Genomic DNA, 14,125 nt, shown 5'->3' on the forward strand with positions numbered 1-14,125 from the left:
TAATGGGTGGTGTGCTGAGCAAGCCTTGGGTCAAGAGCAAAGCTAAAGCTATAGCCTGTTTTTGCAACGGTAAAGTAAATGTTTGCCGCTGAGCATTTTGGACTGACTGCAACGGAACCGTCACAATGTCCTCCGATCTGAGACCTCCCTTTCGACCGGTACGGCCCCCCAGACCCAGCTCAACGGGTGAGGCCAAGGGATCCCTGTCATCAGCGAAAGCTCAGGATCCTGCGGCAGCTCCTGGTGCTGTTCGCGACAGCGGGACGGAGTCCTTGCAGCCCGTTGTCAGTACCACTGCTAGCTTGGAAGAAAAGAAAGAGCGAGTCTGTTTGGAACCCATCCCCCCGCCTGGGGAGAAGATGCAATACCGAGCCATCGGCCTCATCGAAGGGCAATACATCCCCTCCCCAGAGCACTTTACCCGCGGGATTTTGCGCACCTCGGATGGCTTGGATCTGAATGCCGTATTGCTGGGCCGGGTGATGAGCCTGGTACGCAAGCATCTACGGCCGGAACGCAACTATCTGTGGGTGGTTTATCCTCGCACCCGCGACAAAACCGAAGATCTGCACGTGCAGTTGCTGGGGGTGTGGGCCCCAGAAGAAATGGGGCGAACTCTCCCCGAGGGATCCCGTCCAACAGTGGTGCCGGATTGGTTTTCCATCCGGGGCGAGGTCGTTTTTCAATCGCAGGAGAAAGGGTTCATCATTGTCAAGATCCGTCAATCGGGCAAAAAAGCTTCTGCCAACTCTCCCTCTCAGCGAGTCCAGAAGGATGGAGCCGCAGCCCCCAAGCCCCAAGCCTTCAAATTGCGCCTGATTGGATCCCTGCCGGGCAAAGGGGTAGGCAATTTCTGGGATCTGCAGGTGCGCCGCCGCGGATCCCTGCTCTATGTGGAGGCGGGCACTCCCATCGGCCCTGTGCTCAAAACGCCGCCGCGCCCACGCCTGAAGCGTTCCCCCCCCCAACCCAAAGCTAGGAAGAGTTCCACCCCCTCGACACGTGGGGAAGCGTCTATTCAAGAGCCGTTTTATCCTCTGCGAGATCCCACAAAAGTACCCAAGCCGGTTAAGAGAAAACGCCCATAAACTGGGCTAGTAGATCCTGCTTTAATGGAGCTTTTCATGTTGACCTTCTTGTTGTGAACCATTCTTTTACCCTGGTTAGGCCGTGGCAGAACCAACTCCTCCCAACAAAGATGAATTCATTTCGCCTCGCTATCCCTACTGGGGCGAAGTGAAGCCGCAGAACCTAGTTTTTGATGCCAACCTGCAGGAATTTAGCAATAAAGTGTCCTTGATTTGTAGCTTGGAAACCGGGGGCAAAATTACCCCGGAAGAAGCCTACCGGCAAATCAAAGAGCTGTGGAAACAACTCAAGCAGACCAAAAAAGCCATCTTGGACGATCCCCAGTGGAAGGAGTCTCCCCCCGACTTGCCGGAAGAGTAGCCGGCTGGATCCTGGCTAACCGCAAACGGTGTACACTGGGCGCGGATGCCGGGCTTGGTCAGGGAAGATGAGGACTTTTCCTTCTCCGGAGGCGCTGCGTCGGCTGCCAGCGGGGGCTGCCGATGGGGCCATCATTCTGGGCACGTTGGTTCTCCTGGCCTTGGTGGCGCAGGTGGGGGTAGGGGCTTTTGAGCGGTTTCAGCCCCCGGCGGTGGTGCCCCGGATCGACTTGGATCCGCGCAACCTGCCCTACTATGCGGCCCGCTCCACCTTGCGCATGTTCATTGCCTTGGCCTTTTCCACCCTTTTTACCTTGATCTATGGCTACATTGCTGCCAAAAGTCGCTGGGCCGAGCGAATTTTGATCCCCCTGTTGGATGTCTTGCAATCGGTGCCGGTGTTGGGATTTCTCTCCATTACCGTCACCGGCTTTATTGCCCTTTTTCCCGGCAGCTTGCTGGGGCTGGAGGCGGCTTCTATCTTTGCCATCTTCACCAGCCAGGTCTGGAACATGACCTTTTCCTTCTACCAATCCTTGCGCACTCTGCCTCAAGAGTTGGTGGAAGCCGCTACCTTGTATCGCCTGTCGGGGTGGCAGCGCTTTACCCAGTTGGAAGTGCCGGCGGCAATGGTGGGCCTCATCTGGAACGCCATGATGAGCTTTGGCGGAGGGTGGTTCTTTGTGGCAGCCAGCGAAGCCATCAGCGTGCTCAACCAGGAATACACGCTGCCGGGCCTGGGATCCTATGTGGAAGCGGCCGTCCAGGCGGAGGATCTGCCCAAGCTGGGCTGGGCGCTCCTGACCATGGCCGGGGTGATCCTGCTGGTGGATCAGCTCTTCTGGCGGCCTTTGGTGGCTTGGTCGGATAAGTTTCGCCTGGAACAGAGCAGCGGGGCTGCTGCCCCCGAATCCTGGCTGTACGATCTGCTGACCACGGCGCGGATCCCGCGGCTGATCGGCAGTTGGCTGTCCCCCTTGGCAGAGTTGGTGGATCGGCTGTTGTCCCACTTAACTCGCCCCCGTTGGGTGGATCCCCTTAGTCCTGAGGTCGAGCGACGCCGCGAGCGGCTGCTGACTCAGCTTTCCTGGATAGCTATTGGCGGCATTGGGATTTGGATTGTTTATTTTGTGGCTACCACTGTGGGCTTTGGAGAGGTGATGCTGACCTTCGGGCTAGGGATCCTCACCCTGCTGCGGGTTAGCGTGTTGCTGGTGTTCGCCACGGTGATCTGGACTCCCATTGGGGTGGCCATTGGCTTTAATCCAAAACTGGCGAAACTGCTGCAGCCGGTGGTGCAATTCCTGGCAGCTTTCCCGGCCAATTTCCTTTTTCCCTTTGCCACGTTGTTTTTTATCCGCGCCCAGATCAGCATTGAGTGGGGCAGCATTTTGCTCATGTCGTTGGGGGCACAGTGGTACATCCTTTTCAACTCCATTGCCGGTGCCCAAAGCATCCCCACGGACTTGCGAGAAATGGCCGTGGATGTGGGCCTGCGGGGATGGCAGCGCTGGCGAAAGCTGATCATTCCAGGGATCTTTTCCGCCTGGGTCACCGGGGGAGTCACGGCCAGCGGCGGCGCTTGGAACGCCAGCATTGTCTCGGAGATTGTGGCCTGGGGATCCACCACCCTGACGGCTACGGGGTTGGGCACCTACATTGCTGAGGCAACGGCGGTGGGAGACTGGCCCCGCATTACCTTGGGCATTGGCATGATGAGCTTGTTTGTGGTGGGCATTAACCGTCTGTTCTGGCGACGGCTGTATCAGTTGGCGGAAGAAAAGTATCACCTTTAGTCTTTATCAATTTCTGAGGCAATATGAGCTCTGCAGCTTCCCCCGTTTTGATCGAGGTCGAGAAAGTCTACAAGCGCTTTCCTTTGCCAGAGGGCAAGGGGGAGTTTACCGTTTTAAGCCAAATTGATTTGCAAGTGCGGGCTGGGGAAGTCTTGGCTCTGCTGGGCCGCAGCGGCAGTGGCAAAAGCACCCTTTTGCGCATCATGGCGGGCCTGATCCCCCCCAGCCAAGGGCGGGTGCTGAGCAACGGCCAGCCTCTACGCGGGCCTAACCCCGATGTGGCGATGGTGTTTCAGAGCTTTGCTCTCCTACCCTGGCTGACCGTGCAAGAAAATGTGGAGCTGGGGCTGCAAGCCCAAGGGATCCCCCGCGAGATCCGCCGGCAAAAGGCCCTGAAGGCCATTGACTTGGTGGGCTTGGATGGGTTTGAGAGCGCTTACCCCAAGGAGCTTTCGGGGGGGATGAAGCAGCGGGTGGGCTTTGCCCGCGCCTTTGTCCTAGAGCCCAAGGTGCTGTTTATGGATGAGCCCTTCAGCGCCTTGGATGTGCTGACTGCCGAAAACCTGCGGGGGGAAATTGATGAGCTGTGGAACGCCCAAGCCTTCCCTTCCCAAAGCATCCTCATCGTTACCCACAACATCGAAGAGGCGGTGTTTTTGGCAGATCGGGTGGTGATTCTGGGATCCAACCCAGGGCGGATCCGGGGGGAGGTGAGAATTGACCTGCCGCGGCCCCACGAGCGCACGGATCCCCGCTTTAAGTCCTTGGTGGACTACATCTACGAGATCATGACCAACCCCGAAATTGCTGTTACCGGAGAGGTGGCTCTGCCTGCTCCGGTCGGTGATAAGGCGGCTTCCCCCTATGCCCTGCCTCTGCCCCATGCGCGGGTGGGCGGGATCAGCGGTCTGCTGGAGTTGATCGTGGAGTGGCCGCAAGGGCGGGCGGAGATTGCCGATTTGGCCGAGCGGCTGCAACTGGCCGTGGACGATCTGCTGCCGATTTTGGATGCGGCGGTGCTGTTGGGCTTTGCCGAGGTGGCCAGCGGGGTGGTGCAACTGACCGAAATTGGCCAGGACTTTGCCAACACCACCATCCTGCGCAGCAAGGATCTCTTCCGACAACAGCTATTGGCACGGGTGCCCGTGTTCCGCAGCATCTTGCAGACCCTGGAAGAAAAAGGCAGCCGCTCCATGCGAGCGGACTTCTTCTTGGATCTTTGGGACGAACACTTCCCCCACGCTGAAGCCGAACGGCAGTTTGCCACCGCCATTGACTGGGGACGCTATGCAGAGCTGTTTGAGTACGACGCCTCGGAAGAACGTCTCTATCTGCCCGAGCCAAGCGAGAGCTCCACTGCTCAAAAGCCTGTCGGTCTCAACTCTCGTTCCGACTGAAGCGCATCTGGCTCTGCCTTTTTCAAAGCTGCATCGTAGAGCGGAGGTATGGCGCCAATTCCAGAAAGTCCCAAAATCTACCACATTACTCATGTAGACAACTTGCAAGGGATTTTGACATACCCCCCTGCCTAAAGGCAGGGGATTCTTGTTACTGGTTCTGCGACAGCACTTGAAATCATGGCCTGGGAACTTCAAGGCCTATGCCGCAGCCTGCCGGCGGGGGGAAGTCCAACCGGGCAAAATGTTCGTTTTCGAGACCGGAAACCTGACCAATCCGCGCTACATCATCAATTTCCCCACAAAACGCCACTGGCGGGGGAAGTCGCGGATCGAGGATATAGAAGCTGGGCTGAAGTCCCTTGCCGAGGAGATCAGGCATCTTGGTCTGCGCTCAGTCGCTTTGCCACCCCTAGGCTGCGGCCTCGGGGGTCTTCATTGGCCCGATGTGCGCTCCCGCATCGAGCAGGCGCTAGCAGAACTTCCCGACGTCCACATCCTTGTCTTTGAGCCCACCGGGCCTCAGCCTTTACCGAAGAGCATGCGCCGCGGCCAGATCCCTTCCTTGACGCCGGGAAGAGCGGTGCTGGTGGGCCTTATGGAGCGCTATGTAAACGGTCTACTTGTTCCGTTTGTCTCTTTGCTTGAGCTGCACAAGCTGATGTACTTCCTGCAGGAAGCCGGGGAGCCGCTTCGCCTGCGATTTACAAAGGGCGTTCATGGACCCTACGCCGAGAACTTGCGGCATGTTCTCAAAGAAATCGAGGGATATTACATCTCTGGGTACGGCTCGGGCGGTGATCGACCAGACAAGAAGCTGGAACTGGTGCCCGGTGCTGTCGAGGAAGCCCATAGATATCTCGCTGGACAGCCAGAGACGAGAGAACGCTTTGAGCGTGTCAGCGACCTCGTGGAGGGCTTTGAGTCGCCCTATGGTCTAGAATTGCTGGCTACTGTCCACTGGATCGTGACTCGTGGGCACCCTTCTACGACGGCAGAGTTGGTGGAAAGCTTCTACGCCTGGGGAGATAGAAAACAACAATTCAGTAGCAAACAGATCCTGCTTGCCGCTCGAGTTTTGGCAGAGAAGGGGTGGTTCAAGGCACTTCCAACAGAGCCGCTTGCGGCCAGCCGAAGCCAGTTCGAAACACGGCCCTAGCGCTCTGCACTACTTCCGGTCTGGAACCTGCGAACACGACTACCCCTTGCCTGCAGCAAGTACCTACTCATAAATCCAGCTTTGGGCAACCGGTGTCCAGCTCACCAATTCCGACTCATCGAACCAAAGGGCGATCTCCCGCTGCGCGGTTTCAACTCCATCGGAGCCGTGAATGAGGTTGCGGCCAATGTCGATGCCAAAATCGCCGCGAATGGTGCCCGGTTCTGCCTCCAGGGGGTTGGTCTTGCCGATGAGCTTACGGGCGGCAGCAATCACCCCTTTGCCCTGCCAGACCATAGCCACCACCGGCCCCGAGGTAATGAACTTCACCAAACTGTGGAAGAAGGGGCGCTCCTTGTGTTCGGCGTAATGGGCTTCCGCCAGCTCTTGGCTCACTTGCACCAGCTTCAGGCCCACCAATTGGTAGCCCCGGCTCTCCAGGCGCTGGATGATGGTGCCCACCAGCCCCCGCTGCACGCCGTCTGGCTTGATGGCAATAAAGGTGCGCTCCATGGGATCTCCCCTCGTTTTACAGATCTTCACCGCTATCCTTGTACCGGATCGGGGATCCCGAGCGCAAGGGAGCAAAATTAGCGCTTTTTACGCGCCCACCACTGCCAAGGTCAGGAAGGCAGCCCCCACCACTGTAATCGCCCAGCCGGCCCAGCGAGTTAAGCCAGGGATCCGCAACCCCCAGCGTTCTGCTGCCCAAAGGGCCAGGAGAGCTACCCCATACTGGACGGTGCTCAACCCCAGTAGATATCCCACCCAAGGCATGGGTTGGGCGCCGATAATGGTTTCGGCGTAGGCATAGCCATGGAATAGCCCCGCCAGGGATCCCCCTATTAGCAAGAGCCAACTTGGGATCTGCCGCGGTTGCACCAGCAGCAAGCCGAAGAGAACCACGGAAGAGGCAATGGCCAGCTCCGTCAGTCCCAGGGGATCCCAGCCGGCCAGGTGGATCCCAGTGCCCACCAAACCTGCCAACACAAAGCCCAAAGGGATCCCGTAGCGCCAGGGCTGCCCCGCCGCCACAAGACCGATGGCCACGACGAAGGCCAGGTGATCCAAGCCAATGACAGGGTGAGCCAGCCCGGAGAGAAATCCCTCCCAGGCCGTTGCAGGCAGTTTCCCTCCCAGGGCGTGGTGGGCAAAAGCCGGCGAAAAAAACCCCGTAACTGCCAGTGCACCCCCAGCAGCGGCAAAGCTGGGGATCCCTTCCTTCCGCCACCGCCCAAGCGGCGATGGGACTTGCTGCCACAGCCAAGACATGCTTTTGGACCTCCCTGAGTTCTCTCAATAGCTGCCCAGATCTCCCAGTCTAGGGGCGCTCTCTGTACCCTTGCAGATTTTCCGGCTCAAACTGGCGCAAAATCCGCGTGGCTTCGCGGAGGCGGGTTTCGTTCTCTTCTTCCACAATGAGCACGTACTTGCCCGCAGCGAGGCGGTTGCGGTAAGCCAAAGCATCGCCGGAGCCACCAGACAAGCCCACTCCGCCGCCGACGAAAAAGCTGCCCATGGCCCCGCCCATCGCGCCCAATAGGCCGCCGATCAGGTGGTTGCCTATAGGTCCCGCCCAGGCAAAGGTATCCAAACCACTCAAAACGCTGAACCCCACCCCGGCCAAAAAGCCAAAGGGCACCAACCAAATGGCCAGGCGCCGCATCTGACGGCGGGCCGCTTGGGCCGGGTCAATCAGCCCAAACTCGTCGGCACTCTTGTAGCCCCGCCCCAGCAGATGCAATCGCTCCAGGGAAAAGCCGGCTTGTTCCAGGGCGCTGTAGGCCGCCTCAGCGGCTATGCGATCCGGCAGTACCGCGATTAAATAGCTCATGGACCCGGGGATCCAATCCGTTCCACATCTTATTGTCTGCCAAGTTTGAGCGAGGATCCCTGTGACCCAGTCTGGCTCCACTAGCGCTCCATCTACTAGCCTCTACCAGCGCTTTTACGAAGTGGTGCGGCGGATCCCGCCGGGCCGAGTGGCCACCTATGGGCAGGTGGCGCGGGTTGCCGGTTACCCCGGCTATGCTCGCCAGGTGGGCTATGCTTTGTTTCGCCTGCAAGGCCAAAACACCGACATCCCTTGGCACCGGGTGATCAACGCCCAGGGCTGCATTTCCTACTCCCCTTTTCGCCTGGGCTACGACGACCTGCAGAAAGCGCTGCTGCAAGCCGAAGGGATCCACTTCGACGCCGAGGGCCAGGTGGACTTGCAACAATTTGGCTGGGATCCAGGGGAAGTTTAACCTAGGCTTGACCTAACCTTAAACAGGTCATAGCGAAACCCCAATCCCAGCCTTGGTAACGTGAACGCGGATGCGTCCTCTCTTGTGGATGGAGTGAAGGAATTGTCATGAAACCAGCTTGCCGTGCTCGAGGGTCTGCCCCTGCCAAGAGATGGCTCCCGGATTGGCTGAACCCTCTGGCCAGGTCCCTGTGGGTCGGGTTGTGGTGTTTGGTGCTGAGCCTGGCCAGCGCCTGCGGTAGCAGCAGCTCGGTTCCCCCAACCGGCGGAGGGGCTGGGTTTATCGCCTCGGATCCCAATGTGGCTCTCTCGACTCAGCCGCCCGCTTTTACCCTGCAAATCCTACATGCCAGCGACTTGGAAGCCTCGATCGCTGCCGTACAAGATGCGCCGCGCTTCTCGGCGGTGGTGAATGCTCTGCGCCCCCAATTCCCAAATACGGTGGTGCTCTCCAGTGGGGACAACTATATCCCCAGCCCCTTCTACAACGCCAGCACGGATCGGTCTCTGCAAGGCCGTTACAACCTCACCCCTGGCAAAGCCGATATCGAGATCATCAACGCCATTGGCTTTGAGGCGGCTGCCTTCGGCAACCACGAGTTCGACCAGGGCACGCGCCAAATTCGCGACCTCATCCGGCCCGACACTGGCCGCGGCTACGCTGGGGCTCGTTTTCCCTACTTGAGCGCCAACCTCAGCTTCAGCGGTACCGGCGAATTGGCTAGCTCTGACTTTGCTGCTGATGGTCAAGAGGCCAGCTCTATCCGCGGCAAGATCGCCAAGACGGCGGTGATCACGGTAGGAGGGCAGCGGATCGGTCTGGTGGGAGCCACCACCACCCGTTTGGCGGCCATCTCTAGCCCCGGCCCCGAGGTGAGGGTAGAAGGCAGGGTGGACGATACTGACCAGGTGAGTGCCGCTCTAATCCAGGGCTTCGTCGATCAACTCACCGCTCAGGGCATCAACAAAATTATCCTCCTAGCCCATCTGCAACAGTTGCAAAACGAGGTAGCCCTGGCCAGCCAATTGCGAAATGTGGACATCATCATTGCCGGCGGATCCCACCAGGTGATCGCCAAGCCCACCGATCGCCTGCGCACTGATTTGCCCGATACCCGCAGGGGTGACTACCCCATCTTGCGCTCCTCCGCCAGTGGTCAACCGGTGGCGGTGGTCAACACCGGCTCCAACTATCGCTACGTGGGCCGCCTGGTGGTCAGCTTTGACGCCAACGGGGTTATTGCCCGCATTGACCCGGTGAGCGGTGCCTATGCCACCGACGACCAAGGGGTAGCAGCTGTCAGGGGCACCCCCAATCCTGACGTGGTTCGGGTGGCCAATGAGATCGGCAACATCATCCGCACCAAGGATGGCCGCACCTTTGGCTCCACCACTCAATTTCTCAACGGCCTGCGGGCAGAGGTGCGCACCGAGGAAACCAACCTGGGCAACCTCACTGCCGATGCCAACTTGGCCTACGCCAGAACGGTCGATCCTTCTACGGTTATCTCCCTGAAAAATGGCGGTGGCATTCGCGCTCCCATTGGGGCTACCACCGGCGGCGGCGGCGGTGAGCCGGTGCGGCGCATCCCACCGGTGGCTAACCCTGAAGCCGGCAAGCAGTCCGGTCAAATCTCTCAGCTGGACATCGAAACGGCCCTTGCTTTTAACAACGGCCTCTCTCTGTTGACCGTCACCGCTGAGGAACTGAAGCAGATAGTGGAACACGGGGTGGCGCAAACCCAGCCGGGAGCTACGCCGGGCCGCTTCCCCCAAATTGGCGGCTTTGCCTTTAGCTTTGATCCCTCGCGGCCACCGGGATCCCGCGTCCTCTCCTTGCGGGTGGATACGCCCACAGGTCGGGATGTGGTGGTGCGCAACGGCCAAGTGCAAGGGGATCCCAGACGCACCTTCCGCCTGGTGACCCTGGACTTCTTGGCCAACGGTGGGGATGACTATCCCTTCCCTCGCCTGTCCAACCCCAACCGGGTGAACTTGGCCCCCAGTTCTGGCATTACCTTCGATACCCCCGGCAGCGAGCAAGATGCCTTGGCTCGGTATTTGCGGCAGATCGGCGTGTTCACCGAACCGGACACCCCGCCGGCCCAGGATACCCGCATCCAGAACCTCTCGGTGCGCCAGGATACGGTGCTGCAAGGGCTGTAGATTGGGTTAATGGACTGAGGCGGATGGATCCGGAGGAGTAGGGATTCCGATGCCAGACTCACTTCTTGCAAAAGGGGAGATTGGCTTGGATGAGTTGCCTCAGCAGCGTGCCGGAGAAATGTCTTGAGCTTTTTAGGAAGGGATCCCTGGCCAGTGTCAAGGATCCCTTTTCTTTTTCCCACTTCCATCCCCGCTGTTGTTGCTTGGCAAGGCTTACACGAATGCCCGGACGGCCTGTGAACCTTTTGGGCATTGCTCCCAACAAATTCATGGATTCTGTATACGAATCGAATTGCAGATTGAAGGAGGAATCATTACCATCAAGGGTGACGTTCGCTCCTTTTGCTGTTCATGACCCTGGAGACGTTTTTTACCCAGCTCAACGCCAATGGCTTAGCCATTGCGCTTTTGCTCTTTGCCACCCCTTGGGTGGTTTGGGTTCTCTGCGACTGGATCCCAGGCCAATGGGAGGAGCCTTTTTTGCTCAGCTTAAGTATCGGCTTGGGAGCGGTAACTCTTGTCCTCTGGGCGGGCTACTTGGCCTATGCCACCAACACCGCCGGCTGGCAGGCGGTGGTGAAGCAGGCGGATATGTTCTTGCTGCTGGTGCCTCCCTGGACTTTTCTTAGCTCCATCTGGGTGGCGCGGCAGCGCATGCCTCTCTCGCGGGTGCCGGCTTTTCGCACCTTGCAAGGGATCGGCATTTTGGCGGCAGTCTATCTTATTTTTTCTTGGCTCAGTCGCCGGGTTTATCTTGTCTTTTTTTCCTACATGCCCTTTTCGGCTTTCTTGTGGATCCTGGCAGGGCTGTTGGGGGTGGCGTACATCGGCTATCGCATCATCTTCGGGGATCCGCCCAAGTACCCGCCTGAAACCTGAGGGGACGGACAGCAGGGACTAAAATCAAGGGAGACCTTTTGCAACTTGGCAATGGTGACCGTCCCTCTGACTTCAGCCCTGAATATCGACTATCGTCCTCTACAGGAGCTGTTATCGGCGGGAGCCTGGCTGGAGGCGGATCGGCTGAGCCTACAACTGCTATGTCGGGCGGCAGGAGAGGGGGCGGCGCGGCGGGGCTGGCTGTATTTTTCCGAGGTGAGCCGGATCCCGGTCGAGGATCTGCGCACGATCGATCGCCTGTGGCGGGCGGCCTCCGGGGATCGCTTTGGCTACTCGGTGCAGCGGCAACTGTGGCTGGGGGTGAACCGCAACTGGGAGCGCCTCTGGCCGCTCATTGGCTGGAAGCAGGGCTACCACTGGACTCGCTACCCTGACGAGTTCATCTGGGATCTCTCCGCCCCCAAGGGCCACCTGCCCCTTTCCAACCAACTGCGGGGGGTGCGGGTTCTGGAGGAGTTGCTCACCCACAAGGCTTGGGAAGAAGTGTCTGGCTGAGCATCCTTGGTTACTGGCTGAATCATAATTGGACTAGACTGTGGCCGAGCAACTGCAACTAACCCAATTTCCCAACTTGCCCATCGACCTGGCCCAGGCCTGTGAGCAGGCCATCCAGGCTACACGGCTGGCTATGCAAGCAGGATATCGCCGCCTGCTCATCGAGATCCTGGCCCCCGACATCAAGCCAGAAGTATTGTCCCGCCCGTTCTTGGAGCTGCTGCAACCGCCTGCTTTGGTGCTATTCAGCGATGCCGGCGGAGCAGCCCTGGCCCAGCGGGAATGGGGATCCCTGCCAGAAGGGATTGAATTACAGAGCTTGACTTCCCGGACTCAACCTACCCCAGAACAGAGCCTCCTGCTGGTGATGCCAGCGGTTTACAGCTTGGATCAGGTGGAGCGGGTTTGCCAAGCGGTCAGCGGCGGGGATCCCTCTGGGCTGGCTTCCAAAGGACGGGATCCCAAACCCGTCGTGCTGCTCAACCCCCAATTGCAGGATGCCGCCACCGTGGGTGTGGGTCTGGCCGGTCGCCGGCTGCGGCAGCGGTTCCTGAGCACCTTTGAGACCAGCTACTACCTGCGCTCCCTAGTGGAGGGGGCCCTGTTTCGGGCCTATCCGGATCCCTGGAGCGTGTGGCAGCAGGAAGAGCCCGGCCTCTACAGCGTCTTGAAGACTTTTATTGCCCAGCCCACCGGCGAGGAAGTGGCCGAACTGTTCAGGGCCAGCAAGGGAAAGGATCCCTGGTGGAGCTGGCGGCGCTGGCTGGGATCCCTGTGAGGGTCAGGATCTCATGGGGAGAGAGGCCAGGGGTGAGGGTTAGTACTATCTCAAACTCTTTTAATAAAGACTATAAAGCTCCCCGCCTCATCTCTATTTCGGTGATATGATCACACCACGCTAGGAGTGTCTGGGGATCCCCCCCAGGCTGAGATTACATCCTCAGAACCTGATCTGGTTCATACCAGCGTAGGAAAGCGAGCACTGGAGTTGACAACATGCGCAGCGAATGGGTTGCCCGTCGCCGTGGGCAAGCAAATGTAACGCAGATGCACTTTGCCCGTCAGGGCGCGATTACCGAAGAGATGGAGTACGTGGCCCGGCGGGAAAACCTGCCGCCGGAACTGATCCGCTCGGAAGTGGCCCGGGGTCGCATGATCATCCCTGCCAACATCAATCACACCAACCTCGAGCCGATGTGCATTGGGATCGCTTCCCGGTGCAAAGTCAATGCCAACATTGGCGCTTCCCCTACTTCTTCCGGCTTGGCCGAAGAGCTGGAAAAGCTGAAATTGGCCATCAAATACGGCGCCGATACCGTTATGGATCTGTCCACCGGCGGGGGCGATTTGGATGAAATTCGCACAGCCATTATCCAAGCTTCTCCAGTGCCCATTGGCACGGTGCCCATCTACCAGGCCCTAGAAAGCGTGCATGGCAATGTCGAAAAACTCTCGGCAGAAGATATCTTGCATATTATCGAAAAGCAGGCCCAGCAAGGGGTGGACTACATGACCATCCATGCCGGGATCCTGATCGAATATCTGCCGTTGGTGCGCCATCGCCTGACGGGAATTGTTTCTCGTGGGGGTGGGATCCTGGCCCGTTGGATGTTGGCCCACCACAAACAAAACCCGCTTTATACCCACTTCCGCGACATTATCGAGATTTTCAAGAAATACGATGTTTCTTTTAGTCTGGGAGATTCTTTGCGACCGGGATGTTTGCACGATGCCTCTGATGAGGCGCAACTGGCGGAGTTGAAAACCCTGGGCCAGCTGACCCGCATGGCCTGGGAGCACGATGTGCAGGTGATGGTAGAAGGGCCGGGGCACGTGCCGATGGATCAAATTGAATTTAACGTGCGCAAGCAAATGGAGGAGTGCGACGAAGCTCCCTTCTACGTTTTGGGGCCTTTGGTAACCGATATTGCGGCAGGCTATGACCACATCAGCTCCGCCATTGGGGCGGCCTTGGCTGGCTGGTATGGTGCGGCAATGCTCTGCTACGTCACCCCCAAGGAACACTTGGGTTTGCCCAATGCTGAGGACGTGCGCAACGGCCTCATTGCCTACAAAATTGCCGCCCATGCTGCCGACATTGCCCGTCACCGGCCTGGGGCCAGGGATCGCGATGATGAGATGTCCAGAGCTCGCTATAACTTCGACTGGAACCGGCAGTTTGAATTGTCTTTGGATCCAGAACGCGCCAGAGAATATCACGACGAAACCTTGCCGGCAGATATCTACAAAACGGCAGAGTTCTGCTCCATGTGTGGGCCAAAGTTTTGCCCTATGCAAACTAAGATGGATGCAGAGGCTTTGAGCGAGCTGGAGCGGTTCTTGGCCGCGCAGCCAACAGGATAAGTCTTGGTTCATCCCCAATCCAATGGGTTGAAACCATCTTCTGTCCTGCCTATGGACTGGGTTGGGATCCCTGTCTCAAGTTCTCAAGAAGTCAGGTCTAGAGCCCTGTCTTGCTGCAGGGATCCCTGCCCTTTGCGGCGGGGAGTGTGTCA

At 58.7% G+C, this 14,125-nt stretch carries 14 protein-coding genes and 1 riboswitch; of the genes, 11 read left to right on the top strand and 3 right to left on the bottom strand.

Going from position 1 to position 14,125, the window contains the following annotated elements:
• The first annotated feature begins 125 nt into the window (after positions 1-125).
• The 5 genes from ACVWZJ_RS07925 (at position 126) to darG (ending at position 5,800) form a co-directional block, all read left to right on the top strand.
• Positions 126-1,088 (top strand): PDDEXK family nuclease, encoded by a 963-nt coding sequence (locus tag ACVWZJ_RS07925; protein ID WP_414342482.1) that lies wholly within the window; start codon positions 126-128, stop codon positions 1,086-1,088.
• 82 nt (positions 1,089-1,170) lie between these two features.
• The gene (locus ACVWZJ_RS07930; protein ID WP_414342480.1) at positions 1,171-1,449 is read left to right on the top strand and encodes a DUF7219 family protein; all 279 of its coding nucleotides are present in this window, start codon (positions 1,171-1,173) and stop codon (positions 1,447-1,449) included.
• Positions 1,450-1,516: 67 nt separating this feature from the next.
• On the top strand, positions 1,517-3,244 hold the full coding sequence (locus ACVWZJ_RS07935) for an ABC transporter permease (protein WP_457395683.1): 1,728 nt from the start codon (positions 1,517-1,519) through the stop codon (positions 3,242-3,244).
• Positions 3,245-3,267: 23 nt separating this feature from the next.
• Complete coding sequence (locus ACVWZJ_RS07940) at positions 3,268-4,641, top strand: ABC transporter ATP-binding protein (RefSeq protein ID WP_457395685.1); 1,374 nt, start codon at positions 3,268-3,270, stop codon at positions 4,639-4,641.
• Between the two features lie 148 nt (positions 4,642-4,789).
• Positions 4,790-5,800 (top strand): type II toxin-antitoxin system antitoxin DNA ADP-ribosyl glycohydrolase DarG, encoded by a 1,011-nt coding sequence (gene darG, locus ACVWZJ_RS07945; RefSeq protein WP_457385648.1) that lies wholly within the window; start codon positions 4,790-4,792, stop codon positions 5,798-5,800.
• 63 nt (positions 5,801-5,863) lie between these two features.
• Here darG and ndk read toward each other — a convergent pair whose 3' ends face one another.
• From ndk to ACVWZJ_RS07960, 3 genes are all read right to left on the bottom strand, one after another.
• Entirely contained in the window at positions 5,864-6,313 is a 450-nt protein-coding gene (gene ndk / locus ACVWZJ_RS07950; protein WP_011431937.1) for a nucleoside-diphosphate kinase, read from the bottom strand.
• 87 nt (positions 6,314-6,400) lie between these two features.
• A complete protein-coding gene (locus ACVWZJ_RS07955; RefSeq protein WP_011431938.1) occupies positions 6,401-7,072 on the bottom strand; it encodes a HupE/UreJ family protein in 672 nt (223 codons plus the stop codon).
• 49 nt (positions 7,073-7,121) lie between these two features.
• The gene (locus ACVWZJ_RS07960) at positions 7,122-7,634 is read right to left on the bottom strand and encodes a hypothetical protein (RefSeq protein WP_011431939.1); all 513 of its coding nucleotides are present in this window, start codon (positions 7,632-7,634) and stop codon (positions 7,122-7,124) included.
• Positions 7,635-7,695: 61 nt separating this feature from the next.
• Here ACVWZJ_RS07960 and ACVWZJ_RS07965 point away from each other — a divergent pair, with 61 nt between their 5' ends.
• The 6 genes from ACVWZJ_RS07965 to thiC all read left to right on the top strand — a co-directional run bounded on the left by ACVWZJ_RS07965 (position 7,696) and on the right by thiC (position 13,973).
• Positions 7,696-8,049 carry an MGMT family protein gene (locus ACVWZJ_RS07965; protein ID WP_414329999.1) on the top strand — a complete coding sequence of 118 codons (354 nt, stop codon included), beginning with the start codon at positions 7,696-7,698 and terminating at the stop codon, positions 8,047-8,049.
• 212 nt (positions 8,050-8,261) lie between these two features.
• Positions 8,262-10,214, top strand: coding sequence for a bifunctional metallophosphatase/5'-nucleotidase (locus ACVWZJ_RS07970; RefSeq protein WP_457395708.1), 1,953 nt, complete (start codon positions 8,262-8,264; stop codon positions 10,212-10,214).
• Between the two features lie 351 nt (positions 10,215-10,565).
• On the top strand, positions 10,566-11,093 hold the full coding sequence (locus ACVWZJ_RS07975) for a hypothetical protein (RefSeq protein WP_011431942.1): 528 nt from the start codon (positions 10,566-10,568) through the stop codon (positions 11,091-11,093).
• Positions 11,094-11,144: 51 nt separating this feature from the next.
• A complete protein-coding gene (locus ACVWZJ_RS07980) occupies positions 11,145-11,609 on the top strand; it encodes a GUN4 domain-containing protein (protein WP_414330005.1) in 465 nt (154 codons plus the stop codon).
• Between the two features lie 40 nt (positions 11,610-11,649).
• Positions 11,650-12,387, top strand: a complete 738-nt coding sequence (locus ACVWZJ_RS07985; RefSeq protein WP_414407536.1) for a DUF1995 family protein — start codon at positions 11,650-11,652, stop codon at positions 12,385-12,387.
• A 112-nt stretch (positions 12,388-12,499) separates the two neighbouring features.
• Positions 12,500-12,600: riboswitch (TPP riboswitch) on the top strand.
• Between the two features lie 5 nt (positions 12,601-12,605).
• Entirely contained in the window at positions 12,606-13,973 is a 1,368-nt protein-coding gene (gene thiC, locus ACVWZJ_RS07990) for a phosphomethylpyrimidine synthase ThiC (protein WP_457395687.1), read from the top strand.
• Positions 13,974-14,125 lie beyond the last annotated feature (152 nt).

It is taken from the genome of Thermostichus sp. OS-CIW-29, from assembly GCF_054058195.1.

What these genes read in the sequence shown, in the direction of transcription:
- ACVWZJ_RS07925 (WP_414342482.1), top strand. Translation starts at nt 126, where the DNA reads ATGTCCTCCGATCTGAGACCTCCCTTTCGACCGGTACGGCCCCCCAGA.
- ACVWZJ_RS07935 (WP_457395683.1), top strand. Translation starts at nt 1,517, where the DNA reads ATGAGGACTTTTCCTTCTCCGGAGGCGCTGCGTCGGCTGCCAGCGGGG.
- ACVWZJ_RS07940 (WP_457395685.1), top strand. Translation starts at nt 3,268, where the DNA reads ATGAGCTCTGCAGCTTCCCCCGTTTTGATCGAGGTCGAGAAAGTCTAC.
- ndk (WP_011431937.1), bottom strand. Translation starts at nt 6,313, where the DNA reads ATGGAGCGCACCTTTATTGCCATCAAGCCAGACGGCGTGCAGCGGGGG.
- ACVWZJ_RS07955 (WP_011431938.1), bottom strand. Translation starts at nt 7,072, where the DNA reads ATGTCTTGGCTGTGGCAGCAAGTCCCATCGCCGCTTGGGCGGTGGCGG.
- ACVWZJ_RS07960 (WP_011431939.1), bottom strand. Translation starts at nt 7,634, where the DNA reads ATGAGCTATTTAATCGCGGTACTGCCGGATCGCATAGCCGCTGAGGCG.
- ACVWZJ_RS07975 (WP_011431942.1), top strand. Translation starts at nt 10,566, where the DNA reads ATGACCCTGGAGACGTTTTTTACCCAGCTCAACGCCAATGGCTTAGCC.
- ACVWZJ_RS07980 (WP_414330005.1), top strand. Translation starts at nt 11,145, where the DNA reads ATGGTGACCGTCCCTCTGACTTCAGCCCTGAATATCGACTATCGTCCT.
- thiC (WP_457395687.1), top strand. Translation starts at nt 12,606, where the DNA reads ATGCGCAGCGAATGGGTTGCCCGTCGCCGTGGGCAAGCAAATGTAACG.